The 25,987-nt window shown below is 45.6% G+C and carries 24 protein-coding genes; 12 read left to right on the forward strand and 12 right to left on the reverse strand.

The genetic code is table 11. The features are described from left to right. Positions 1 to 25: 25 nt before the first annotated feature. The 3 genes from ACQEXP_RS01610 to ACQEXP_RS01620 all read right to left on the reverse strand — a co-directional run bounded on the left by ACQEXP_RS01610 (position 26) and on the right by ACQEXP_RS01620 (position 3,239). Positions 26 to 958, reverse strand: coding sequence for a class I SAM-dependent methyltransferase (locus ACQEXP_RS01610; protein ID WP_426968032.1), 933 nt, complete (start codon positions 956 to 958; stop codon positions 26 to 28). A gap of 11 nt (positions 959 to 969) precedes the next feature. Next, positions 970 to 1,665 carry a TIGR01621 family pseudouridine synthase gene (locus tag ACQEXP_RS01615; protein ID WP_426967726.1) on the reverse strand — a complete coding sequence of 232 codons (696 nt, stop codon included), beginning with the start codon at positions 1,663 to 1,665 and terminating at the stop codon, positions 970 to 972. 143 nt (positions 1,666 to 1,808) lie between these two features. Beyond that, the gene (locus ACQEXP_RS01620; RefSeq protein ID WP_269377325.1) at positions 1,809 to 3,239 is read right to left on the reverse strand and encodes a sodium-dependent transporter; all 1,431 of its coding nucleotides are present in this window, start codon (positions 3,237 to 3,239) and stop codon (positions 1,809 to 1,811) included. A gap of 366 nt (positions 3,240 to 3,605) precedes the next feature. Here ACQEXP_RS01620 and cls point away from each other — a divergent pair, with 366 nt between their 5' ends. From cls to ACQEXP_RS01640, 4 genes are all read left to right on the forward strand, one after another. Beyond that, entirely contained in the window at positions 3,606 to 5,060 is a 1,455-nt protein-coding gene (gene cls, locus ACQEXP_RS01625; RefSeq protein ID WP_269377324.1) for a cardiolipin synthase, read from the forward strand. Positions 5,061 to 5,128: 68 nt separating this feature from the next. Next, positions 5,129 to 6,334, forward strand: a complete 1,206-nt coding sequence (locus ACQEXP_RS01630; RefSeq protein ID WP_426967729.1) for a cystathionine beta-lyase — start codon at positions 5,129 to 5,131, stop codon at positions 6,332 to 6,334. A 232-nt stretch (positions 6,335 to 6,566) separates the two neighbouring features. Next, complete coding sequence (locus tag ACQEXP_RS01635; protein ID WP_426967731.1) at positions 6,567 to 7,502, forward strand: lipase family alpha/beta hydrolase; 936 nt, start codon at positions 6,567 to 6,569, stop codon at positions 7,500 to 7,502. A 10-nt stretch (positions 7,503 to 7,512) separates the two neighbouring features. Further along, positions 7,513 to 8,367, forward strand: coding sequence for a lipase secretion chaperone (locus ACQEXP_RS01640; protein ID WP_426967733.1), 855 nt, complete (start codon positions 7,513 to 7,515; stop codon positions 8,365 to 8,367). 11 nt (positions 8,368 to 8,378) lie between these two features. Here the strand turns inward: ACQEXP_RS01640 and ACQEXP_RS01645 are convergent, their stop codons facing one another. The 7 genes from ACQEXP_RS01645 to pspA form a co-directional block, all read right to left on the reverse strand. Continuing rightward, complete coding sequence (locus ACQEXP_RS01645) at positions 8,379 to 8,942, reverse strand: DNA-3-methyladenine glycosylase I (RefSeq protein WP_426967735.1); 564 nt, start codon at positions 8,940 to 8,942, stop codon at positions 8,379 to 8,381. A gap of 63 nt (positions 8,943 to 9,005) precedes the next feature. Continuing rightward, the gene (locus ACQEXP_RS01650) at positions 9,006 to 12,107 is read right to left on the reverse strand and encodes an efflux RND transporter permease subunit (protein WP_269377304.1); all 3,102 of its coding nucleotides are present in this window, start codon (positions 12,105 to 12,107) and stop codon (positions 9,006 to 9,008) included. Beyond that, positions 12,100 to 13,188: an efflux RND transporter periplasmic adaptor subunit gene (locus tag ACQEXP_RS01655; RefSeq protein ID WP_426967736.1), complete on the reverse strand. Its 1,089-nt coding sequence runs from the start codon at positions 13,186 to 13,188 to the stop codon at positions 12,100 to 12,102. Before ACQEXP_RS01655 ends, ACQEXP_RS01650 begins: the two co-directional genes overlap by 8 nt. A gap of 1 nt (position 13,189) precedes the next feature. Next, entirely contained in the window at positions 13,190 to 14,221 is a 1,032-nt protein-coding gene (locus ACQEXP_RS01660) for an efflux RND transporter periplasmic adaptor subunit (RefSeq protein ID WP_426967738.1), read from the reverse strand. A gap of 141 nt (positions 14,222 to 14,362) precedes the next feature. Then, a complete protein-coding gene (pspC, locus tag ACQEXP_RS01665; RefSeq protein ID WP_426967739.1) occupies positions 14,363 to 14,782 on the reverse strand; it encodes an envelope stress response membrane protein PspC in 420 nt (139 codons plus the stop codon). Further along, on the reverse strand, positions 14,745 to 14,978 hold the full coding sequence (gene pspB, locus ACQEXP_RS01670; RefSeq protein WP_138970327.1) for an envelope stress response membrane protein PspB: 234 nt from the start codon (positions 14,976 to 14,978) through the stop codon (positions 14,745 to 14,747). Before pspB ends, pspC begins: the two co-directional genes overlap by 38 nt. Positions 14,979 to 15,058: 80 nt before the next feature. After that, positions 15,059 to 15,727, reverse strand: a complete 669-nt coding sequence (gene pspA, locus ACQEXP_RS01675) for a phage shock protein PspA (RefSeq protein ID WP_426967741.1) — start codon at positions 15,725 to 15,727, stop codon at positions 15,059 to 15,061. Between the two features lie 202 nt (positions 15,728 to 15,929). On the opposite strand from pspA, the gene pspF reads away from it, so the two are divergent. The 7 genes from pspF (at position 15,930) to ACQEXP_RS01710 (ending at position 23,065) form a co-directional block, all read left to right on the forward strand. After that, positions 15,930 to 16,922 carry a phage shock protein operon transcriptional activator gene (gene pspF, locus ACQEXP_RS01680; RefSeq protein ID WP_426967742.1) on the forward strand — a complete coding sequence of 331 codons (993 nt, stop codon included), beginning with the start codon at positions 15,930 to 15,932 and terminating at the stop codon, positions 16,920 to 16,922. Positions 16,923 to 17,038: 116 nt separating this feature from the next. Further along, positions 17,039 to 18,658, forward strand: a complete 1,620-nt coding sequence (sapA, locus tag ACQEXP_RS01685) for an ABC transporter substrate-binding protein SapA (protein WP_426967744.1) — start codon at positions 17,039 to 17,041, stop codon at positions 18,656 to 18,658. Next, entirely contained in the window at positions 18,658 to 19,620 is a 963-nt protein-coding gene (locus ACQEXP_RS01690) for an ABC transporter permease (RefSeq protein ID WP_269377296.1), read from the forward strand. Before sapA ends, ACQEXP_RS01690 begins: the two co-directional genes overlap by 1 nt. Next, a complete protein-coding gene (gene sapC, locus ACQEXP_RS01695) occupies positions 19,607 to 20,494 on the forward strand; it encodes a putrescine export ABC transporter permease SapC (RefSeq protein WP_138970322.1) in 888 nt (295 codons plus the stop codon). The genes ACQEXP_RS01690 and sapC overlap by 14 nt, the downstream gene beginning before the upstream one ends. Continuing rightward, positions 20,494 to 21,492 carry an oligopeptide/dipeptide ABC transporter ATP-binding protein gene (locus ACQEXP_RS01700; RefSeq protein WP_426967746.1) on the forward strand — a complete coding sequence of 333 codons (999 nt, stop codon included), beginning with the start codon at positions 20,494 to 20,496 and terminating at the stop codon, positions 21,490 to 21,492. The genes sapC and ACQEXP_RS01700 overlap by 1 nt, the downstream gene beginning before the upstream one ends. Beyond that, the gene (locus ACQEXP_RS01705; protein WP_138970320.1) at positions 21,489 to 22,274 is read left to right on the forward strand and encodes an ATP-binding cassette domain-containing protein; all 786 of its coding nucleotides are present in this window, start codon (positions 21,489 to 21,491) and stop codon (positions 22,272 to 22,274) included. Before ACQEXP_RS01700 ends, ACQEXP_RS01705 begins: the two co-directional genes overlap by 4 nt. Positions 22,275 to 22,282: 8 nt before the next feature. Further along, positions 22,283 to 23,065, forward strand: a complete 783-nt coding sequence (locus ACQEXP_RS01710; protein WP_426967747.1) for a DUF2927 domain-containing protein — start codon at positions 22,283 to 22,285, stop codon at positions 23,063 to 23,065. Here the strand turns inward: ACQEXP_RS01710 and ACQEXP_RS01715 are convergent. Together ACQEXP_RS01715 and ACQEXP_RS01720 are read right to left on the reverse strand one after the other, a co-directional pair. After that, a complete protein-coding gene (locus ACQEXP_RS01715; RefSeq protein ID WP_426967749.1) occupies positions 23,062 to 23,439 on the reverse strand; it encodes a DUF2750 domain-containing protein in 378 nt (125 codons plus the stop codon). The genes ACQEXP_RS01710 and ACQEXP_RS01715 overlap by 4 nt on opposite strands. Positions 23,440 to 23,506: 67 nt before the next feature. Next, positions 23,507 to 24,412 (reverse strand): manganese-dependent inorganic pyrophosphatase, encoded by a 906-nt coding sequence (locus tag ACQEXP_RS01720; RefSeq protein WP_269377291.1) that lies wholly within the window; start codon positions 24,410 to 24,412, stop codon positions 23,507 to 23,509. Between the two features lie 323 nt (positions 24,413 to 24,735). Between ACQEXP_RS01720 and ACQEXP_RS01725 the strand changes: the two genes are divergently transcribed. Then, positions 24,736 to 25,941 carry a putative manganese transporter gene (locus ACQEXP_RS01725; protein ID WP_426967750.1) on the forward strand — a complete coding sequence of 402 codons (1,206 nt, stop codon included), beginning with the start codon at positions 24,736 to 24,738 and terminating at the stop codon, positions 25,939 to 25,941. Positions 25,942 to 25,987: the final 46 nt, after the last annotated feature.

Below are 25,987 nucleotides of genomic sequence, written 5' to 3' on the forward strand. Positions count from 1 at the left end.
AAAACGCCCTTTAAAGGCGTTTTTTTTATTTAAACAACATAACTTTTAATGACGCTTCACTGTCCACATCTTCGAATTCTGGTGGATTCTCAAGACGCTCAACAAAACTCAATGTTGGGGCTTCTTCCTTCATGCCATCGATCAAGAAATCACACGTCACTTGCGGTGAGTTTACACACGCGAGCACTTGTCCATCCTCTGCCAATAGTTCAGGAAGTTTTCTTAAGATACGTTTGTAGTCTTTAGTTAAAGCAAAGCTACCCTTTTGGAATGACGGCGGATCAATAATAATAAGGTCGTAACGACCCATTTTTTTGATTTTTCCCCATGAGCGGAAAATGTCGTAGCCGAGAAACTTTACCTGATTAATATTGTGACCGTTGAGTTTGTGGTTCTCTCTTCCTTTCGCAAGTGAACCTTTCGACATGTCAACGTTAACCACTTGATCAGCCCCACCCTCAATGGCTGCCACGGAGAAACCGCACGTGTAAGCAAATAAGTTGAGGACATTTTTATGTTTGGCGTTTGCCTTAACCCAGTCACGTCCATAACGCATATCCAAAAACAGACCCGTGTTCTGGTTGCGTCCGATATCAAGCTGGTATTTCAACTGCGACTCAACAACAACTGGACGACTGTTTAAATCGCCAAGCAGCACTTCAGAAGGCGCACCTTCCGCATATCGGTGCTGAATGACTATTGCCTGCCCTTGTTTCTCACTCCAGAGAGCAGACTGAGCAATCTCCATCAAACCCGCTTTCAGCGCTGCTAAGAATTGATCATCAACAGTTTTGAAGATACTGACAATTAACTGGCCTTGAATCCAATCACACGTTAACTGTTCTAAGCCATCAAAACGACGCCCACGGCCATGGAAAAGACGTCTTACTTCATTCGGCACCATCTCTAGCTGTGCGGTCAGTTGTGCAAAGAAACACGGTAAGTGCTCAGCCTGCATTGCAATTGGTGTTATTTGTTTATCTTCGGCCATGTTAACTCCCATGGTGTAAGCCAAGATTCGATACCTTGACTGGTCATGTGTTGATTCCATTTTTCGCCACATTCGGCTCTGTTTCGTGGATCGCATACAAACTGATAGGCTTGCTGCTGATAGTCAAAACGAAGGGCATAAGCATGGAGATAGCCACGATCAGCACTGTGGCTAGCGTTATAAATAGGATCACCGGCAATCGCAGACCCTAATGACTTTAGCGCCACCCGAATCTGATGGGTCTTTCCCGTGTGTGGCCGACATAGGAACAACCTCTCCCCCGGCATGCCCGCCAGAGAAAAAAACTGTGTAATAGCAGGATTATCCTGCGTGTTGACCAGTTTCCAAGCCGAACGCCGTGAACGTTGCATATCACCGCTAATAAGCCCTTGCTTCTTCTTTGGTTTATTACACCCAATCGCCAGATAGAACTTTTCCACCCGACGGTCAGCAAACTGTTTACTCAGTTCACTCGCCGCACAACTGTTGCGCCCTAATAGCAGGATTCCGGAGGTCATCTTATCTAGGCGGTGGATCAAATACAGTTTGTCATCACCCGTTAGTTTGGCGACTTCTGCAAGCAACATGGTATCGCCGTCATCTTTGTGTACTGAAACATTAGGATGTTTATTGATGACGATAAAATCGGGGTGGGTATATAAAATATCAAACATATATCGGGCTCCACTTTGGACGCATGAGTATACCCGTTCTCATCGTGAAAACCAGTCTAACCAACCACGCTGCAAGCCTTGCGCTAAAGTTGAAGCAAAAAAAAACCTCCTTTCGGAGGTTTTTTTAAGGATGGGTAATCCGATTACAGCTTTTTAGAGAAAACCGCTGTGAGTGCGATGATACCAAGACCTAACAGCATGATTTCACCTTTGCCACTGTCGAAGCCAGACTTGACACCCATGAAGGCAACAATAGCGATAGCAACTGGAATCACGTATTTAACCAAGTTGTACCATAGACCGAATAGTGGGAATGATACTTCGCCATCGTTAGTGATTTCTTTCTCAAGGTCTGCACGAGATAGACGCCAGCCCGCAAAGATACACACCAACATACCGCCAACTGCTAGGAAGATCTTATCTGTTAGCAAGTCAAAGATATCGAATGCACCTGTACCAAATAATGTCGGACCTACGCCACCTAGAGATAGTGAAGCGAATACACATAGTGCAGCCATTACTACGCTTGAGCTAAGTACTGCAGTAGAACGCTTCATTCCTTTTTCATCGATTAGGTACGATACAACAACTTCAAGAAGAGAAACTGAAGATGTTAGTGCTGCTACCGTTAGTGCGATGAAGAACATTAGAGCGAATAGTAGACCGATTACGCCACCCATTTCAGCGAATAGCTGAGGTACAACCACGAACACCAAGCCTGGACCTGCTGCTGGTTCCATACCGAACGCGAACATTGCTGGGAACATCGCGACACCTGCTAGGATCGCAACACCCGTATCCATAGCCGTTACCATACCTGTCGTCTGAACTAAGTTCTCTTTCTTCTTCAGGTAAGAACCGTAGGTCATCATACAGCCCATACCAAGACTTAGTGAGAAGAATGCCTGACCTAGCGCAGCTAGAACAACATTACTGTCTACTTTTGAAAAGTCAGGCATGAACAGGAATTCTAGACCTGCCATTGCACCTGGGAGCATCAAACCTTTTACCGATACAACGATCAGAATTAGGAATAGAAGCGGCATTAGAATCTTACCTGCTTTCTCGATACCGCCTGAAATACCCTTCATTACGATAATGATGTTGAAAGCTAGATAGATACCCATCCACATCAGTGGCTGAACAGGATCTGAGATAAAGCTACCGAAGCTATCACCGATTGCTTCAGGTGTGCTTAGTAGACCACCACCCACTTTGAAGATGTATGCGAGAGCCCAACCACCTACGACAGGGTAGAAACCCATGATCAATAGGCCACTTAGTACCCCCATCACCCCAGTAAAGGTCCAACGACGGTCAGTCGATTTGAACGCACCTACTGCTGATAGACCTGTCTTACGACCAATAGCGAATTCTGTAAGCATTACGCTAAAGCCGATAAAAATTACAAAGATTAGGTAAATTGCAACGAACGCACCGCCGCCACTCTCACCCGCTGTGTAAGGAAATTTCCATATGTTGCCCAAACCAACAGCAGAACCTGCTGCGGCCATGACGAAGCCTAGTTTAGACCCCCATGTATCACGGGGCTGTGCACTTGTACTTGTAGCCATGGTTACTCCATTAAATCATGTTTTAAGTTGTGTTTGCTTCTGCTAGGCGTCTTTAAAAGTGGTTGTATAATTTTTTTTACACTTATTAAAATTATCAGTGACGCTAACGTTGTAGCAAGTAAAACAGTTTAAGATTAAAATTGGAAGCCCGAACAGTATATTTTTCCATCATAAATGTAAAGATTGTGTTTAAATGCTGTTTTTTTCGCCTATAACACCCGCCAAACACCAAATTTTACATTCACATAACATATTTGTGCTTTTCAACATTCATTCCATATAGTTTCTGCCATCACTAATTTGTGACTTGTCCTAGTGCGCCGTGAGTTCTAATATTGGAGTGCTATATATTACCTAGGTATCTGAATGGAAAAGTTTTATCACTTCCTGACACTCGCTGGCATTGTCTTTTACTGGATACTCGTTGCTGGTGTAACCATACGTGTTGTACTAAAGCGTCGAGCGGTGAGTGTGTCTCTTGCCTGGTTAATGGTTATCTACATCATTCCGATTGTAGGTGTCGCTTGCTATTTCCTATTTGGTGAACTCAACCTCGGCCGTAAACGGGCAGAGAGAGCAAAGGAGATGCTGTCTCCCTTTGCGCAGTGGTTCGCCAAACTCAATGACTGCCACGCTCACTCACCCGAGAGTTTTGGCCGACATATTTACCGTATCGACGAATTGTGTAATAACCGATTAGGCTTGCCTGCATTGTCTGGCAACTCCTTGTCGCTACAAAGCTCGCCCGAACAAATCCTCCATTCGGTCATCGACGATATCGAAAATGCGCAATCAAGTATTCGAATGGTTTTCTATATTTGGCATCCGGGTGGATTAGCCGACTCCGTAGCATCTGCCTTAATCAGAGCAGCCAAACGTGGTGTAAACGTGAAGCTACTGCTTGATTCCGCTGGCAGTCCACGCTTTTTCCGCAGCGAGTGGTTAAAGATGATGAACAACGCTGGTATCGAAGTCGTTCAAGCTCTAGAAGTCAGTCCATGGCGTATATTCTTACGCCGTCTCGATTTACGTCAGCATAGAAAAATCATCGTTATTGATGAAAAAATCGCCTATACGGGCTCAATGAACATGGTTGATCCGGCGTACTTCAAGCAGGATTCTGGTGTCGGTCAGTGGATTGATATCATGGTGCGTATAACAGGCCCTACCGTCAATGTCCTATCAGCAATTCACTGCTGGGATTGGGAAGTGGAAACTGGCTCTCGTCGTTTTCCTCAGTTACCAGAATGTCGCATTAACCCGGACGAACCACAGCACCCTATTCAAGTCGTTCCTTCTGGTCCAGGGATGCCTGAGCACTTAATATCTCAGGTGCTCACCTTAGCAATCAATCAGGCCAATCATTCCGTTCGAATTACCACACCCTATTTTGTGCCAAGTTCCGACTTACTAGAAACGCTCAAAATGACCGCACAAAGGGGCATTAAAGTCGAGTTGATCATTCCGCATAAGAATGACTCCATCATGGTTCAGTGGGCCTCTCGAGCCTTCTATAGTGAACTACTTAGTGCTGGGGTCGAAATTTACGAGTTCTATGGTGGTCTACTCCACACTAAGTCCGTCGTGATCGATGAACAGTTCTGCTTAGTGGGCACCGTTAATATGGACATGCGTAGTCTATGGCTAAACTTCGAACTAACATTAGCAATTGACGATGAAGCCTTTACCAAAGAGATGTTGTGGCTTCAGCAAAGCTACATCAACGAATCTCATCAGGTCGACATCGAACAGTGGCAAAAACGCACTCTTTATTCGCGCTTTTTGGAACGCGTTTTTTACCTGTTTAACCCTCTACTCTGATCCGTGCTTGATATTGACGCCTTGCCATGGTTTAAATATGGCAATGCGTTAATAGATAAGGACTTCCAATGTCAGAAAGCAAACAGACCAAGTATGTTACGGCGGGCCGCGACAAAAAATGGACGAATGGTGTTGTCAACCCACCCGTTCAGCGCGCTTCAACCGTGGTCTTCGATACCGTTGCGGAAAAACACCATGCAACCATCAACCGAGCGAACAAAACTCTCTTCTACGGTCGCCGTGGTACCAATACGCATTTTGCTTTTCAAGACGCCATGACAGAAATCGAAGGCGGTGCTGGCTGTGCGTTATACCCATGCGGTACAGCTGCGATTGCTAATGCTATTCTGTCATTCGTCGAAACAGGAGACCATATTTTGATGGTTGACACCTGTTATGAGCCAACACGCGACTACTGTGACAAAATCCTCAAGAAGATGGGAATCGAGACCACCTACTATGAACCTACCATAGGTGAAGAGATTCGCGGCCTCATCAAACCCAATACCAAGGTCCTGTTTTTAGAGTCTCCAGGTTCTATCACGATGGAAGTTCAAGATGTCCCTACCCTAGCGCGTATCGCTCATGAAAATGAGATGGTTGTCATGCTCGACAATACATGGGCAGCGGGAGTGAACTTTTCACCGTTTGATCACGGCGTCGATATTTCTATTCAAGCGGCGACGAAATACATTGTCGGTCACTCAGACGTGATGCTTGGAACAGCGGTAGCCAACGAGAAGCATTGGGACCAACTTCGCGAACAAAGCTACTTGATGGGTCAGTGTGTTTCTCCGGATGACGCGTACCTCGGGCTACGTGGTATAAGAACACTCGACGTTCGCATGCGCCAACACGCAGAAAACAGCCTCAAAGTAGCACAGTGGCTCCAAACAAGACCTGAAGTTGACCACGTGCGTCATCCTGCCTTGGATTCTTGCCCGGGCCACGAATTCTTTAACCGTGATTTTACCGGCGGTAACGGCCTGTTTTCGTTTGTTCTAAAAACCAGCTATCCACGTGCAACTACCGCATTACTTGATGGTATGCAACATTTTAGTATGGGCTACTCTTGGGGTGGATTTGAGAGTTTGATTCTCGCCAACGAACCAAAGAGCTTTGAGAGCCTTCGTACCGTTGCCAATCCTAATTTTGCTGGCACGCTAATACGCGTGCATATTGGTCTAGAAAATGTTGACGATCTTATTGCAGACCTTGAAGCAGGTTTCGAACGTTACAATGCTTTAATTCTTGAGAAAGAAGCGACTGCTTAATTTCGAATAATCCGCATCTATTTTTAAGCCTCGCTCGCGAGGCTTTTTAATACCCTGATTTTATTGACAATTAACTTAAATACTTCGCAACTCACTCGTTGTGCATCGAAACTGTTGTTTTTTAGTTCGCCATCACGATTTAACATCTTGTTAACCATTCTCTTTTCGTATTATCACTATTTTCTTCTACGGTTAAATATCTCATCAGAGGTCATACCAGAAGGAGATAAACTTGAAACTGCTCTACTCCCTAGTCCTTAGCTGCACGTTAGCAGTTGGACATCCCATGCTAACCAATCTCGCGCACGCGAGCGGTTACACTCAAACTCAGTACCCCATTGTGCTTGTTCATGGGCTATTTGGTTTCGATTCTCTCGCCGGAGTCGATTATTTCTACGGCATACCTCACGCGTTAACCCGAGATGGTGCCACTGTCTACGTCGCACAGGTTTCCGCGACTAACAGCACCGAAGTAAGAGGTGAACAACTACTCAGTCAGGTAGAAACTGTTTTAGCGGCGACAGGTGCAGCCAAGGTCAATCTAATTGGCCACAGTCACGGAGGTCCAACCGCTCGTTATGTGGCGTCAGTGCGACCTGACCTCGTCGCCTCCGTAACCAGCATTGGTGGAGTGAATAAAGGCTCTAAAGTCGCAGATTTAGTTAGGGGAACCGTTCCTGAAGACTCAGGATTAGAAGGTTTGGCGGTAAAGCTCGCCGGAGGGCTAACCACACTGATTAATCTGCTTTCTGGTGGAACAGATTTAGACCAAGATCCTTTGGCGTCACTCGAAGCATTAACCACTGAAGGCTCGCTGGCGTTCAACCAAAATCACCCATACGGGATACCAACCACTGAATGTGGCAATGGTGACTTACTCGCTGACAATGGGGTTTACTACTACTCTTGGACTGGATCTTCCACTTTTACCAATCTTTTAGATCCTACTGACGGAGCGTTAGTCGTCCTTGGCTGGGCTTTTAATGAAGCAAATGACGGTCTGGTGGGTACGTGCAGTACTCATTTAGGCAAGGTGATTCGCGATGATTATCGAATGAACCATCTCGATGAAATCAATGGGCTTTTAGGGATTCACCATCTATTTGAGACCGACCCGGTCACTCTATATCGTCAACACGCGAATCGTCTGAAACAACAAGGGTTATAAGGAATACTTCATGAAAAAGGCCGCTCTCTTTACCATTATCATTATGACTTCTGTTGGGGTAGGAGCGGTCTTTTATCCATCCCCGAATCAGCAACCCAAGATCTCAGACGCACCGTCCCAGCAAGATGTCGCCGCTGATACTGCCACGACAAAACACTTCTTCGATTATTCATTGAGCAGCTTAGGCGAACAAAACCTTGAGGAAATCACACAAAGAGTCAGTCAGAATGCCTCCACAGAGTTGGAGTCCACTCAGCAACAGGCACTATTCTCACTCTACCTAGAATACAAACAGGCACTCACTGAGCTTGAACCGTTAGAATCAGAATCGATTACCGCGATCGATTTTGAACAATTGCACCTGCGTATTCTCGAGCTGCAACAGCAATTTTTTTCTCAATCACAAATTGGACAATTGTTCTCTGAGGAAAATCTTCTGCGTGAATTGGCAATCAACAAGATGAAACTCCTTCATGACGATTTAGATAGCCAACAACAATTGAGCATAATTGAACAACAACTTGCAGATATGCCAGAGTACATACAGACGGCAGAAATAAACAACCAACTGATCGCAGACCTTGCTTCAATGTCAGCGCTCGATACCCAAACAAAGCATCTAGCCCGTGTCGAGCGAGTCGGTTCAGAAGCGGCCGCTCGTCTTGACGCGCTCGATTTAGAACGTGAAACATTCCAAACAACGCTAGATTCCTATTTGCAGCAAAGGGAAGAAATACTGACATCTTCCTCCGTTTCAGAACAGGATAGAGTCGAACAGATCGCCCTCCTTAGAAAGCAGAGCTTCGACCCTATTCAACTGAAACGGGTTCAGGCACTTGAAAGGATTCACGATCAACAGCAATAGAGGAACCGTTGCTAACGGGATTTTTTTGGACAGTTAACCAGATGGTCATCCACCATTCCGACAGCCTGCATGAAGGCATAACAGATCGTCTCACCAACAAACTTAAACCCCTTTTTCTTGAGGAATTTGCTCATTGCTTTAGATTGCTCGGTAGAGGCGGGGACTTCGTCCATACTTGTCCATTGGTTAACCATTGGTTTGCCATCAACGAACTGCCATAATGCATTTGATAGGCTGCCATACTCCTGCTGTAGAGCCTGTGCAGCACGCGCGTTGCTAAACACTGAAAGCACCTTTCCTCTGTGTTTAACCACGTCGAATTGTTGAATGATTCGTTCCACATCAGACTCATCATAACGCGCAAGTATATCGAGATCATAGCCTTCAAAGGCGGCGAGGTACCCTTCCCTCTTTTTGAGAATCGTAATCCAACTTAGGCCGGCTTGCGCCCCTTCTAAAGTGATGAACTCAAATAACACGGTGTCGTCGTAAACAGGCACTCCCCACTCAGCGTCATGATAATTACGCTCAAGTTCATGGTTCATCGCCCATGCACAGGTTGTCTCCTTGCTCATTCCTTTCTCCTTAAAAAAACAAACGCCCCCAACAGAGTCAGGGGCGCTTATGTACTCTACCCGTTAGTTTGGCACTTTGACTTTGTGGAATAGACGATACAACACAGGTACGACAATAAGTGTCAGTACAGTTGCAAATCCTAAACCAAACATAATCGTCACTGCCATCGGCTTAAAGAAGATATCAGGTAAAAGAGGAATCATACCCAATATCGTGGTAATCGCCGCCATACATACAGGTCGTACACGGCTAAGTGCCGCATCTACAACCGCTACATATGGGTCTTTACCCGAATGCATCTCTATCTCAATTTGGTCAAGCAAGACGATACCGTTTTTCAGCAACATGCCTGACAGACTGAGGAAACCCAGCAAGGCCATAAAGCCAAACGGAGTATTGAGCGCCAGTAAGCCTGTTGTTACCCCAATAATCGCTAACGGTACCGTCAACCACACTATCAGTGGTTCTTTGACCGAGTTAAATAGGAACACAGTGACCAAGAACATAAACAAGTAGCCCATTGGCATGGTAGTGAACAAAGATGCCTGCGCTTCACCAGAAGACTCGTATTCACCGCCCCATTCCAACGAATAACCTGGTGGTAATTCAATAGCTTCTATCTGCGGCATCAAACGCTTCTGCAACGTTGCTGCTGTCTCTTCGCCTAATATGTCTGGGTCTGCCATTACCGTCAGCATACGTTTACGATTCTTACGTACAATAATCGGGTCTTCCCAGCGTAAGTCATAACCCATAGTGACTTGTTGTAATGGGATGTACTCACTGAGTGCAGGGCTCCATATCTTCATTCCTTCAATATTACGGATATCGATACGTTCATCTTCAGGTAAACGTGCCACGATCGGCATTAGCGTTGTTCCGTCTCGATAGACACCTATCGATTTACCCGAGAACGACATTGCGAGGAATTCATCCACTTCCGATTTAGTGATACCGTAACGTCGTGCCTGACTTTCGTTAAACTGAGGTTCAAGTACCTTAGTACGCTCTCGCCAGTCATGACGAATGTTCGTCGCACCTGGGTCTGCATGCATGATGTCCGAAACTTGCTTCGCAATACCACGCAATACGGTCGGGTCAGAGCCAATGATTCTTGCTTCAATTTTTGCACCACCACCAGGACCTAACTCAATTTGCTTCAACTTGTAGTTAATCTCTGGGAAGTTATCTTCAAGGTGCTGTCTAAAGTGCGTCATCAAATTTGCTAACTGCTCATAGCTGGCGACCCGAGTTGTAATCTCGCCATAGCCTGCGTAGCTCTTTTCAGGTGCGTAGGTCAGCATAAAGCGCTGTAAGCCTTTACCCGCTGTCGTCGTAACGTGCTCAACGCCATCTTGACTCGATAACCATGACTCTAACGCTTTTAGTTTGGTGTTAGTCGCTCGAATATCTGTCCCTTCAGGTAACCAAACATCGGCTTGGAAGATTGGCGTCGTCGACGATGGGAAGAATGATTGCTTAACTTGAGTAAATCCTGCGATGCTCGCAGCCAATCCAAGTATTAGAACCCCAACGGTCAACCATGCTCGCTTCATACAGAACTCAAGGAAGCCCTTGTACATCACAAAGATCATGCCGTTGTATGGATCGCTCTCTTCACCTTCTTGCTTGAACTTTTGTCCCTTGAAGAAGATATCAGCAAAGAATGGTGTTAATGAGATTGCGGTAAACCAGCTTAGCATCAACGAGATCAACAGTACGGTAAACAAAGTGCCACAGTATTCACCTGTTGCATCTTCAGATAAACCGATTGGAGCGAAAGCTGTCACCGCAATAACCGTAGCCCCCAATAGTGGCCACTTAGTTTGAGTTACAATATCGGTTGCCGCTTGCAGCCTCGTTCGCCCTTTCTGGGTTCCTATCAATATCCCTTCGACCACCACAATGGCATTGTCCACCAGCATACCCAAAGCGATAACCAGCGCACCAAGAGAAATCCTTTGTAAATCAATCGCGAAGTACTTCATGAAGATAAAGGTGCCAAGTACCGTCAACAACAGAATCAATCCGATCAACAGACCTGAGCGCAGCCCCATGAAGAAAAGTAGCACGATAATGACAATCGCTACTGCTTGACCAAGACTCACAACAAATCCACTGACCGATTTGTCGACTTCTTTTGGCTGACTGTATATCTCCGAAATATCGACACCCACAGGCTGCTGATATTTTAGCTCCGCTAAACGGCGGTCAAAGCGCTTACCGACTTCGACTACATTCACCCCTTGAGCAAAAGAGACTCCAAGGTTCAGCGCCAACTTACCGTTAAAGGTAATAATATTACTTGGCACTTCGACATAACCACGTTTGATATCCGCCACGTCTTTCAAGTAAATCAAACCTTGAGCGCCACTTTCAGTCAGAATTAAATCGCCCAACTGATCGACATTCTGGAACTCACCGGTCGGATGAATACGAATGTACTCATCACCAATTCGGATCGCACCTGCATCTGATACGACGTTTTGCGTCGCGAGTAAGTTGAACACCGTATTAGGAGACAAACCAAGCCGGCTCATTCGTTTCATCGAGATTTCGATGAATACTTGCTCTTGCTGTTGTCCTGAAACGGAAATCTTGCTCACACCATCGATAAGTTCCAAATCTCGTCTTAGATAGTCGACATAATCGAGCAGCTCTTTATAGCTATATCCATCTCCTGTTACGGCCAGCAAAATGCCATAAACGTCTCCAAAATCATCGATGACTTGCGGAGCATTGACGCCTGGTGGTAGTTGCACTTTCAAGTCATTCACTTTACGGCGCAGTTCATCCCAAATCTGAGGCAAATCATCAGGACCATAGTTGTTTTTCATTGTCACGGTGATCTGCGACAACCCTCGGCTCGATATAGAATTTACTTCATCGACATAGGTGAGTTGCTGAATGGCTTTCTCTATGGGATAAGTGACTTCTTCTTCAACTTGCTGAGGTGTCGCGCCCGGATATGAGGTGACAACCATGGCATCTTTAATAGTAAAAGCAGGATCTTCTAACTGCCCCAATCCAAAAAATGCCGCTGTACCACCAATCAGAAATATCAGTGATATCATCCAACTGATAACACGGTTGCGAATAAAGTACGCCGCTATGCCGGTAATCTTGTCATCATCCTGAGGCAAGTTATTATTCACTTCACTCATTGCCTGCCTCCTGTTTAATCACTTGAACTTGCATTCCTTCTCTCAATCTCGACAGACCCGCAACCACAACAGTTTGATCTTGGCTTAAACCATCTAAGATCTGGACGAGATCCTTACTAGCCTTACCTACAATCACTTGCTGTTTGGTCACTGTGCTATCCGAATTTAAGCGCCATACATATTTGTTCTCTTTATCCAGATCGTCGCCATCCCCATTGAAAATGGCTTCAATTGGAATTTGAACCCCGAGGTTGAGCTTTAGACCGACATCCTCACCTTTCGATGTCACTTCCACAGGCATACCATCAAGAATGTACTCCTGTTCCGGCATTGGCATTGATAATGTCACCGTGAAAGTGCCAGTGGCAGGATCTGGCTCAGTGGTGAACTCTTTGATCCGAGCTGAATATTGATTACCACTTGGTACTTTTACGACCGCCTGAATCTTTGACAAGGTAGCCTGATTCGGCTGATTCGTATAAAGGCGATCTGGCAACTGAATCAACACTTCAACACTGTCGATACTATGGATGTTGACCACTTGCTGCCCAACTTGAATGTTTTCAAACTGATCGGCATTGACACGAGAGATGATACCATCCACCGGAGCATGGAGCTTGGTAAAGGACAAGCGTAGTTTTGCAAGTTCAAGTTCTGCGTAAGCGATTTGACGATTTGCCGCTATTTCATCGAACTGCGACTTAGCTAACAAGCCCTTATCAACTAACGGTTTAGAACGCTTGTATTGACTATCCACTACGCTATAACGCGCCGAAGCATTGTCGACTGCAAGTTGGTAATCCGTTGGGTCTAACTCTGCAATTAAGTCACCCTGCTTTAATTGGTCACCTTCTTTAACATAGAGCCGACTAATTTCACCCGCGACGCGAAAACTGAGATGTGAACGCTCAGCCGCATTGGCGACCGCTGGAAAGTAGAGTCTATCCTCAACAACTGACTGACTAGACAGATCAACGACTTTCACTTTAGGTGTACCAAAATCGACATACTGCGGTTCACCACCACATCCAGCCAACATGACTAAAGATGCAAGAGGACCGAGACATAACCACTGTTTCATCTTACAACCCTCGCTCTTTAATCCATTCGCGGACTTTGATACCCGCCTCAATACCACTGACACCAGACACAATAATTTGGTCACCTTCACTGAGGCCACTTTGCACCTGAAGTTTGTCGTTTAGCTCGACTTGGGCTTGAGAAACGATACCTTGTGAATCAACACGCCAAACATACGTTTTTCCGTCTTGCTCCATTAACGCGGATTGAGGTATTTGAGTGGCGCCGGTCGATTCAACAGCGACGTGCACTGAGCCTGCCATACCTGGCAGAATACCCACATCCTCAGGTCGTTCCATCACCATAGTGACTTTATATGATCCCGTTTTGGAATCAGCTTCGGTATCCACTTCCTGAAATACTAAGTCATACTGATTATTGGGGAAGGCATCGAAGGTCATGGTAGCGGTTAAATTTACCCCACTAGCAAACTTATTGAGTAAGTGATCGGGTAATTGGAAAATCACCTTCATTAGCTGATTGGTCTGAACATTCATTACACCCTGTTTGGCGGCCATATACTCATGATTTTCCGCGGGAATAATCGAGATTGTGCCATCATAAGGTGCAACCAGCTTGGTGTATCTGAGATTTGCACGAGCCTGCTCTAACGTAGCTTTAGCAGAATTATGGTTAGCTTTGGCTTGATCAAAGTCTTGCTCTGAAACGACTTTATCTTCACGCAGCTTTTTATAACGCTGATATTGAACATCCGCTAAACGAAACTGGGCTTCGGCCTGCTTGGCGAGTAATGTGTACTCATCTGGATTGAGTGATGCCAGTACATCCCCTTTTTTCACCATCTGCCCCGCTAGGACATCGATGGATTGCATTTGACCGGGCACTCTAAACGCCAGCACTGCTTTATCACCGGCTTCTGACGTGGCAGGAAAATTACGTTCAAATTGGGCATTGCCGACAGAAACAGTGAATAATTTAGCAGGTCTGGATTCTGGTTCAGGGACAGGAGGGAGTTCCTTACCACAACCGCTGAGTACAGAGGTTATGGCAAGCAACAACAAAGATTTATGCATGAGTCAATCATCCGTTTGTAGCTATTAGTTACAAAGATAGATGAATGATAACGCGACTTCCACAGCACTTGAGGTAAATTATTATGAAAATTAATAATTTGCCTTGATATGAGTATGGAGTCGCACTTTTGAACAATGAAACTATAAAGCCTTAAACTCTCTGTCGACTTTGAAGGCATCTGAAGTGACATACGCTTCGATGTCACGGATTTGTGTTTCGAGCTGAGACAAATCCTTATCAATGGTATTGAGCAAAGAATCCGGCGTTTGCCCTTGCTGCCATGGTTTATTTTTTAACTTATGCTCTTGTTGAGCCTTTATTGTCTCAACATAGTTCGCGGGTTGCTTTTCTATCATTAATGTCATCGCGACATAGGCGAGCAACACTAAAAAACTCCCGCCAAGCAGCGCCGCAGAAATGACCAGAATACGCACCAACCATACTTCCAACGAAAAATAGTTGGCGAGACCCGCACATACCCCTGTAATTTTGCCATTTACCGTATCACGATATAATTCTTTGCTACTCATAACGACGCCTCCAAGTTGGAGACTCTGCATCTAAAATGCGTTCTAGCGTTTCGACCCGTTTGTGCATTTTTTCTGCTTTATCCGAGAGTTGTTCTAGACGCTGAAGGTCTTCACTCGACAATCCTGTGCTTGCATTCTTCTTGCTGCGGTAATGAAGAAATAGCCACAAAGGTGCGACAAAAATCAGAAAAACAATCAACGGCCCAGCAATGAGAAATGACGACATACAATAACTCCTTAGTAAAGGCAGATGGTTGGAACAAACCAGACTATCTGCCTATTTAAATTAACAAAACAAACCGAGAATTACTTTTTCTCTTCCATCTGCTGCTTGAGTTTTTGTAGCTCTTTCTCAATTTCGTCTTCGGCTTGTAGCTCAGCAAACTCTTGATCCAAGGATTTGGCATTGCCCGTTTTAGCATAGAGATCCGCTTCGGCTTCCATCTCATCAATTTTGCGTGAGTACTGTTCAAACTTGGCCATTGCTTCACTTGTACGTGCCGTCTGAAGATGCTTTTGCACATCACGACGATTTGAAGCCGTTTGGCTGCGAATCGCTAACGCCTGCTGCTTAGCGCGAGTTTCGGTAATTTTAGTTTCGAGTTTGCTGATTTCGCCAGTCAGCTTATCAATCGTCTCTTCCACTAATGTCTGTTCAGTGTGAAGACCTTTAAGAAGGTCTTGCAGCTTCTGTTTTTCAATCAGTGCAGCTCTCGCTAAATCTTCACGCTGCTTGGTTAGCGCAAGCGTTGCTTTTTGCTGCCACTCATTGATCGTCTCTTCAATAGAGTCAACTTTGCGCGCCAATTCTTTCTTATCAGCGATAGCTTTAGCGGAATTGGTACGTACTTCAACGAGCGTATCTTCCATTTCCTGAATGATAAGGCGAATCATCTTTTCCGGATCTTCAGCTTTATCCAATAGAGCACTGATGTTTGAATTTACGATGTCTGCGAATCGAGAGAAAATACCCATAGCTAGGCTCCTTATTACAGTTAGCGAGAACCGATTTTCATCGGCTCGACAAAATATCTTGGTTCTAGTTCTCTATAACAAATTACATGCCAAAAAAATAAGCATTACAAATCAGTTATTTATAAAAAAATACCATTACATACCATATCGATGTATGCTGAATTTAACCAACTATTGGTAAATTTCGCCACGGAGTCGCAGCATGCAGCAAAATCTCATCGGGGAATCCCCTGCTTTTCTATCGGTACTCGACAAAGTCTCGAAGCTAGCCGCCATAGAACGACCAGTATTAATTATTGGCGAGCGAGGTACGGGTAAAGAGCTGATTGCGCAGCGCCTACACTATTTGTCTAAACGTTGGGACCAGCCACTTATCTCACTCAACTGTTCGACACTTAGCGAAGGTCTCATCGATTCAGAGCTATTTGGTCATGAACAGGGCTCATTTACCGGTTCAAAAGGCAGGCATAAAGGACGATTTGAACGCGCAGAAAATGGGACACTATTTCTTGATGAACTCGCCACCGCTCCACTACTGGTGCAGGAAAAACTCTTACGTGTTATTGAGTATGGGCAGTATGAACGTGTCGGTGGACATCAGTTGCTTAACGCTAATGTGCGTTTAGTTTGTGCAACCAATGCTAACCTTCCTCAAATGGCAGAGAGTGGTGATTTTCGTGCTGACTTACTCGACAGACTCGCGTTTGATGTCATTCATTTGCCTCCTCTGCGAGAAAGGCAAGAAGATATCTTACTACTGGCAGAATATTATGCGATTAAGATGTGTCGCGAATTGGGCTATGAGTACTTTGTTGGCTTTTCCGCTCAAGCAGAGAAAAGCCTTCACCAGTACCATTGGCCAGGTAATGTTCGTGAACTGAAAAATGTCATTGAACGAGCGGTATACCAGCATGGTCAGCAACAAGAACCGATCGACACGCTTATCTTCGACCCGTTTCAATCTGGCTGGCAAGCGACAGATTCTAGTGTGCAAGATGACGATATCTCTCCGGCTCACACGTTTACGTTTCCGCTCGACTACAAACTGTGGCAAGAGCAACAAGATCAGCTCATTCTGACTGAAGCATTGAAACAGAGTCAGTTCAATCAACGTAAAGCCGCAGAAATGCTCGGGCTGAGCTACCATCAATTGAGAGGGATGGTTCGTAAGTACGACCTCACAAACCTCAATTAACCAACCAAAACTGTGGTTTTGCTTTGGTTACTGATTGTATTTAGTGGTAAATTATTAGGATCTTAAGGCATAATGATGAGTTCCATTATGCTTTGTCCCAGACAATTGTTCTTTCTATGAAAGCATTCATACAGTTTACATTAGGGTTATTTAGCCTCAGCCTCTTAGCTGGCTGCGGTGAAGAAATTGATCACAGCAAAATTCGTCAAAAAGGTTTTGTTTATTGTGGTCAAGGCGGCCCAACGACATTCAACCCGCAGTTGGTAGACAGCGGTATTACATCAGAAACCTTGAGTCCTCAGATCTATAACACTCTGCTGACCCTAGATAATGATAATTACCAGCCCGTTGCCAGTCTCGCTACTGGTTGGCAAGTAAACAAGCAAGGGACTGAGTACACCTTTGACTTACGTAAAGGCGTACAGTTTCAAACGACCGCTTGGTTTACGCCTTCACGCACCATGAATGCCGATGACGTTGTCTTCAGCTTCCATCGAATCATAGATAGCACCAGCCCATTTCATTATGTGGGCAGCGGCCTCTACCCTTGGTTTAGTGGTATCGACTTCAATAACCTTGTGATTGATGTTACTGCCCTTTCCGAGTACCGCGTCAAGTTTACTCTTAGCCGCCCCGATAATAGTTTTCTCTCTAACATCGCCACTAGCCATGCCGTTATTCTTTCAAAAGAGTATGCCAGTCAGTTAGAGCTGCGTGATGATAAAGGCATGATCGACTCTCATCCCGTTGGTACTGGCCCCTTCTATTTGGCTGAATATCAGGTTAACGATTTGATCCGCTTGAAGAAACACAAAGGCTATTGGAAATCACAGCCAAAGATGGAACAAGTAGTATTCGATATTTCACAGCGTGGGACAGGAACGTTGGCGAAACTATTACGCAAAGAGTGTGATGTGCTCAATTCGCCACTCTCAAGCCAGTTACCAATCATTGAACAGAGTGAAGGCGTTAAGCTGACAGCAAAACCTGCAATGAATATCTCTTTCGTTGCCGTAAACACCTCTCACCCAGCGTTGAATGATGCTCGCGTGCGCAAAGCTCTGAATTACGCGATAAACCGACAGAACATTCTCGATTCCGTCTACTATGGCACCGGCAGTCAGGCATATTCTGTCTTACCTCCCTCGTCTTGGGCATATCAGAAAGACACAATCCAGATTCGTTACGACCGTAACTACGCCATCGCGTTGCTACGCGAAGCGGGCTACAGCAAAGGGTTAGAGCTGACAATGTCAGTGCCTCTAGAGCCACGTGCTTACAACCCTAGCCCTAGAAAAACGGCCGAATTAATCCAAGCAAACTTCGCCGATGTTGGCATAAAACTCAACCTTCTCACCAATGACCGCTACAGTCGTAGTGATGTGGAGAGCAACGCCAATATTGACCTGTACTTAACGGGTTGGATTGCGAATACTGGCGACCCTGACAATTTTCTACGCCCGCTGCTGTCGTGTGATTCAGATCGTGTCGGCCTTAATGTATCCAGTTGGTGTAACCCAGACTTCGATTTCTTACTCGACCTAGCGCTTGAGGTCGACAAACTTCGTTACCGAAAGAATCTGTATAAACAAGCGCAAAATATTTTAAATGAAGAATTCCCTGTCATTCCACTCAACCATGGAATGCAGTTGCAAGCGCATGATAGTTCATTGAAAGGATTTAAAGTGAGTCCGTTTAACGCTCAGCCATTTGATACCGTCGAGAGGATTCGCTAATGCTGCTCTATGCTGTTCGACGACTCAACCTGTTTATCATTACTTTGCTGATCCTGACCATGGTTGGCTTTAGCATCTTACGCCTAGAGCCTAACTCTGCGTGGGCGCTACAAGATTTTTGGAGTGGTTGGCTAACCTACCTCGGCGAGTTAATGCAACTTAATTTCGGCGTCAGTAAAACCGGCGTGGCTATCATTGATGAGTTGAAAACCGTCTTCCCCGCGACGTTAGAACTGTGTTTGATTGCCTTTTCTATCTCTCTGTTTATTGGCATTCCCATCGGCACTCTGGCGGGTATGAAACAAGGTAAGTGGATCGATACGGCAATCTCGTTTACTTCAATGTCAGGTTATTCGGCTCCGCTATTCTGGATTGCACTTCTGATGATCATGGTGTTTTCCCTACATTTTGAAGTCTTCCCTGTTGCGGGTCGTTACGATCTGCTCTATCAAATCGATCATGTCACAGGGTTTGCCATCATCGATGCCTTCTTTGCCAATGGTGCTTATCGTGCTCACGCATTGCAAAGTGTCATAGAGCATCTCATTTTACCTTGTTTAGTCCTAGCACTGGCTCCAACAACACAGGTAATCGGTTTGATGCGAACATCGGTAGCTGAAGTGATGAGCCAAAACTATATTCGTGCTGCGCGCATAAAAGGTCTCTCTACCCATGAGATTGTCACTCAACATGTACTGCGTAATGCTATCCCACCGATCATTCCAAAGATTGGTGTTCAGCTGTCTAGTATGCTCACTCTGGCGATCATCACTGAATCGATTTTTAACTGGCCTGGCATCGGTCGCTGGCTTCTTGATGCACTTTCTCAACAAGACTATGTCTCTATTCAAGCAGGGGTGATTGTTGTTGCTACCTTCGTGCTGACCGCAAACATCTTGTCGGATTTGATTGGCGCTATGATCAACCCGCTAGTAAGGAAAGAGTGGTATGCTAACCGATAACGTCTATCAAGAAGAACATATCCCAACCCAATTCGAGCGATTCTGGCGTAGCTTCCGCGCTAACAATTTAGCGATGTTCGGACTGTGGTGCCTGTTATTCATCATTGTCATCACTCTGTTGTCACCTTGGATCACGCCTCATGATCCACAAGCTCAAACTGGTGAGCTTCTGATCCCGCCTTCATGGAATCCAGCGGGGACTGTTGAATATTTCCTTGGCACAGACGACCTAGGCCGTGACATATTGTCCCGCCTGATTGAAGGATCAAGATTCACCTTCGGTGCCGCATTCCTTGTCACTATTATCGCCACTGTTGTGGGTTGTGTTATCGGCGTTCTCGCGGGTATGACAAAGGGTTTGTTATCAAGTACGCTAAACCATCTACTGGATACAGTGATGTCGATTCCGTCGCTGCTGCTTGCGATCATCTTCGTCGCATTTCTTGGTTTTGGCGAATTCAATATCTTACTTGCGATCTGTTTAGCTCTGATCCCTCGCTTTATTCGCTCTGTCTATATTGCCGTCCACACAGAAGTCGAAAAAGATTACATCATGGCGGCAAGGTTAGACGGTGCGAACGACTTCTATCTGCTCTGGAACTCGATCTTACCTAACGTACTTGTTGTGGTCGCCAGTGAAGTAACCTTGGCATGGTCTATTGCCATTTTAGATATTACAGCGCTTGGATTCTTAGGTCTGGGTGCGCAAGCCCCAAGCACCGAATGGGGCGCGGTATTAGGTGACTCTGTCGAGTTGATCTACTTGGCCCCTTGGACGGTGACACTTCCTGGTCTAGCCATCATGTTTACTGTCATTGTAATTAACCTCGTTGGTGAAGGTGTTCGCCAAGCGCTAAATGCGGGGATCGAATAATGCCGTTGTTAGATATTCGCCACCTCACTATTGAGATCGAAACACCTCAAGGCATGATGAAAGCCGTAGACCGAATGAGCCTAACCATGAATGAAGGCGAGATTCGTGGTTTGGTAGGTGAATCAGGTTCAGGTAAAAGCTTGGTCGCAAAAGCGATCGTCGGTGTCTGTAAAGACAACTGGAAAGTGACCGCGGACCGAATGCGTCTCGGCAACGTTGACTTGTTGCAACTCACGCCAAAAGAACGTCGCCGGGTCATCGCACGCGACATCGCTATGATTTTCCAAGAGCCATCAACCTGTCTCGATCCATCAGAAGAGGTAGGAAAACAGCTTATTGAAGCGATTCCTTCTCGTTCATTTGAAGGAAAGTGGTGGGAACGCTTTAAATGGCGTAAAAAACAGGCGACTGCGTTACTGCATAAAGTGGGGATTAAGAATCACCAACAGATCATGCGCAGCTACCCATATGAGCTGACAGACGGTGAATGCCAGAAGATCATGATTGCAATGGCAATTGCTGCCAAGCCAAAACTGCTGATCGCCGATGAGCCAACGAACGATTTGGATCCAATTACTCAGTCGCAAATTTTGCGTCTGTTGAGTCGGATGAACCAGATTCACAATACCTCTATCCTATTGATTGGTCACGACTTAACCACTATTACTCAGTGGGCAACTCGAATCACTGTTATGTACTGTGGTCAGTCAGTTGAGTCAGCCGATACCAAAAAGATACTTAGCAAGCCGAAGCACCCTTATACCGTCGCGCTACTGAAAGCCATGCCTGACTTTAGTGATTGGATCCCACACAAAGAGAAACTGCAATCGTTGCCAGGAACCATTCCTCCGTTGCAGCACTTGCCAATTGGATGCCGACTTGGTCCGCGTTGCCCGTATGCTCAGCGCCAATGTGTAGAAATACCTATGACTCGAAGAATCAAGAATCACAAGTTTGCCTGCCACTTCCCGCTCAACATGGAGAAGAAAAAAGCATGAGTGCCCTATTAGAAGTCACCGACTTATCAAAAACCTTTGTCACTCGTGCCGGACTCTTTCGTAAAAAAGTTCACGAGGCAGTGAAACCTGTCAGCTTTAGTCTTGAGGCAGGGCAAACCATTGGCTTTATCGGACAGAATGGTTCAGGAAAATCGACCTTAGCACGTATGCTATCCGGCGTAGTCGAACCAACATCGGGCGAAATAAGAGTTAATGGTGAACGCTTAGAGCATGAAGATTACTCGACACGCTGTAAACTGATCCGAATGATTTTCCAAGACCCAAATACCTCATTGAACCCGCGTATCCAAATTGGTCGCATTCTGGAAGGGCCTTTGAAACGAAATACCAGCATGCCTCCTGAAGCGCGAATCAAACGTGTCAAAGAGACGTTACTGCGTGTCGGCCTGTTGCCTGAACACGCTTACTTCTATCCACAAATGCTCGCGACTGGTCAAAAGCAGCGTGTCTGTCTTGCTCGGGCGCTGATATTGCAACCATCCATCATAGTCGCAGATGAAGCCCTAAACGGTCTCGACATGGCGATGCGTTCTCAAATCATTAACCTGTTTTTGGAATTGCAGGAAGAAATGGGGGTGTCCTTCATCTATGTATCGCAGCATATCGGCGTAGTAAAACACATTACCGATAAAGTGATGGTGATGCACGAAGGCGAAGTGGTAGAAAGTGGAGAGACGCATCAGGTACTCTCTTACCCCGAACACCCTATCACTCAAAGATTGGTAGAGAGCCACTTTAACAAGGCAACCTGCTTCAAATAGGATACGAGATGCTAAGGATAGCGTTAATCAGTCTACTCTCTTTTACGCTGCCTTCTGCGGCGCTCGCTTATTCCAATCAACAGACTTGGCTGGATACTCGCTTTGTCGAGAATGCATTTGTCAATGTCGCTTTGCGCAACGAGTATTCCGCAGGTAAAAAGCCGCTAGTGAAGTGGAACAAGCCAGTGCGCATCTGGGTCGACCATAGGGTTCCTGACAGCGAACTGCATGATGAGTTAACCAATGCTCACATTCATCATCTTGCCGCGATCACTGGCCACTCCATTACCCGAGTTTCATCACGTGAACAGGCCAACATTATCTGGATTTTTACTCAGGAATCTCAGTGGCGTAAGGACATTGAACGTGAGCTTGGCAAGCCTGCCTTGGACAATGTTTATGGCGCTATTTGTAAAGCGGGATATCGGCTCAATCCCGATAGTTCTATGTCTGGTGCCGCAGTCATTATTCCTGTCGACCAAGCAAGAGAACACGGCAAATTGCTCGCTTGTATTGTTGAAGAAATCACTCAGGTCATGGGATTACCTAATGATTCAGAAAGTGCATACCCCTCTATTTTCAACGACCAAACCCCTGAAGATCTGCTTTCTCCACTGGATGTTATACTGCTCAAGTTACTCTATGAACCCGAATTAAAGGCGGGAATGAGCGAACAGGAAGCAAAGCCAGTCGTTGCTAACATTTTGCGTAGATACAAAAAAAACGGCACGCTTGAACGAGCCGTTTCTGATGCTAAAAGTGGCGAACTATTTCAGCTCATTGGCTACTAATTAGCGCGCTTTTTTAGTTCAAATTCGAATTCATCAGGGTAAAGTACGACCCCTTCTTCGTTGTCATTCGGGAAAACAACAACCGACAACTCATCATCTTCCAGACCATGCGTCCAACGGCTGAACCATTTTGCAGTCGATATTGATTCAGCTTTGCAATGTTCCCACTCACCCGTTGCCCATTGAGTTGCGAACTCCTCGTGAGGCCAAACTGGGACACAGTCTTCATCTTCTGTATTGAGCATTACGCAGCCATGTTCATCGGTCAGAATCCACACTTGACGATGTTTCGCGATCTCTTTAATACAGTAATTAAATCGCTCATCAGGACGCATCTTGCTAACGGTTTCTAACTGCTCTTTAGATAGTGACATTTTTGTTCCTCTAAATAAAACGCCCACGGCGAAAGCCATGGGCGTTTAAAATTCATTGAGCTGGAAATTAAGCCAGTTCAGTTTGAAGCCAAGGCCAGCCTTGTTTCTTACGGCTTAGAGTGTTTTCCATCATAAGCATGCCATCTTTCTCATGCTTAACAAGCTTCTCTGCCCACTCACCCTTATAAAGTAGGCGAGTTTGCGCTGTTGTGATGTCGGTTAGCATTACTGCTGCAAACGCTAGACCTTCTTCAGAACAACGACGCTCTAGGTCAGCTTCTAGTGCATCGATCATGCCGTCTACTTGCTCTAGTGTCGCAAGTTCAACCTGACCAACCACAACGTCACGACCGTTGAATGGGTAACCTTTTAGATCTTTTTCTACAAGTTGTGCAGCAGAAAGACCTTCGATATCTGTTTTAGCGATCAGTAGATCTTTAATGAATGCATCAACGTCACATACATCAGCGATTTTTGCTAACTCTTCAACTGCATCTTTATCTTTCTGAGTGCATGTTGGAGAAGCGAAACCTACTGTATCAGATAGGATAGCTGACATCATAAGCTTAGCAATTTGAGGCTTAATCTCATGACCTTCAATCTTAAACATGTTGAACAGTACAGTGTTAGTACAACCAACAGGCCAGATCCAAGCTTCCATTGGGTTCACTGTCATCACATCACCTAGACGGTGGTGGTCAACGATACCAAGAATTTCTGCTTCAGCCACATCATCCGGCGCTTGTGCTAGATCTGAGTAGTCTACTAACCAGATTTTTTCACCCGCTACCGAAGTACGTAGTTCAGGAACTTCTGCACCCGCAACTTCAAGAATATGTTGGGTTTCACGGTTAATCTCACCTTGGCGAATCGGCATAGCTTCAACACCACGAGCTTTCAGTAGCTCTGTCGCTACCAACGCACTACAGATACTATCGCTATCAGGGTTCTTGTGACCTACAACTAGAATCATCTTTTTTCCTATCTGACTAAATTTCTTCCCATACGATGGGTCATTACTCACGAGGGCAATATTTTACCTGATTCTGATAATTTGTCATCGCCTAGGCGAGAATATTTCGGCATAAGCAATGACTATTCGATTCATTGCACACCACTCTACATTTAAGTTTAGCACTTATCACACTCTTTCGTGGTTTAAGCGTCAACCCCCCTCTGGTCTGAAATACGCATCACCTTGCTAACCCCCGTCATCAAGGAAAATTAAAAATCCTTATTGAAAATAATTCTCATTAGCATATTATTGATAATAATTCGCATTAAGGTTCGATATCTATGAGTCACTCACGCCTTTTACAAACCTTGCCGAACTGGCTAACACTGGCGCAATTCGCCCCAGCTTACAAACGCTTGCTGCTGCCCGTTGCTTTAATTGTGCTTGTGGTTAACCCAACCACTAGGCTAGTTACTGTCAACACCCTATCAGACGCCTTCTGGGCCGTATCGAGCTACGTTGCCGTTACACTCGCGATTTATCACTATCTATCGGGCTTTTTCAGTCAAGACAATCGCATTGTTAACCTCTATCAAAACTCACGAAATCATCAGGTTTTGTTTGCCGCACTACTTGGCGCTTTGCCAGGTTGTGGTGGTGCGATTATCGTCACCACTCAGTTTGTCAGCGGACGGGTTGGATTTGGCGCAATCGTTGCGGTACTTACCTCGACAATGGGAGATGCGGCGTTCCTTCTCCTCGCCAGTAAACCAGACATCGGTTTTGCGATTATCGGCCTTGGTGTAATGGTGGGCTGTGTTTCTGGTTGGATGGTTAACGAGATCCATGCCGACGACTTTTTACGACCAGACACGCAACGAATCACCCCTAGCGTAGATGTGTGTCGCAAGGCGACCAGACGCGTAGAACTGCATGCCATCAATTTACAAGGTGTGTTTTGGAAGTGGCTATTGGTTCCAGCAACTGCCATCGCCTTTATGGGATCTTTTCAACTCGACATCAATCAAATACTCAGTTTGCCAACCATGACTATTGAGTGGATAGGAACGGCATTGATCATCAGTAGTACTCTGCTCTGGTCTCTCACTAAAGAGATAAAGGACTACGAATCTACCGTGGCAGAAGATACTAAGCAGGTCTCATCGCATCCTATTCAGAAGGCGGCGCAAGATACCAACTTTGTTACAGCTTGGGTGATTATTGCGTTTATGGCGTTTGAACTGTTTAGCTTCTTCGGACAAATCGATATATCGACGAGCTTCGCTGGTTTAGGCGTATGGATGCCCCTAATTGGTCTTGCTGTTGGGTTACTGCCAGGATGTGGGCCGCAAATTCTGGTAACCAGTCTCTATATTGCGGGAGTGGCGCCACTGTCTGCTCAACTAGCCAATGCGATATCTAACGATGGAGATGCGCTCTTTCCTGCTATCGCACTCGCTCCCAAGGCAGCACTAGTGGCGACCGTTTATTCAGCGATTCCGGCATTTATCGTCGGTTACGGCTACTATTTTCTATTCGAAATTTAGCACTATCAGTGTCTAAGGCTAGGTCATAAGACCCAAATAGCGCCCC

The sequence above is a fragment of the Vibrio sp. TRT 1302 genome, assembly GCF_050113875.1.
Lineage (GTDB): Bacteria > Pseudomonadota > Gammaproteobacteria > Enterobacterales > Vibrionaceae > Vibrio.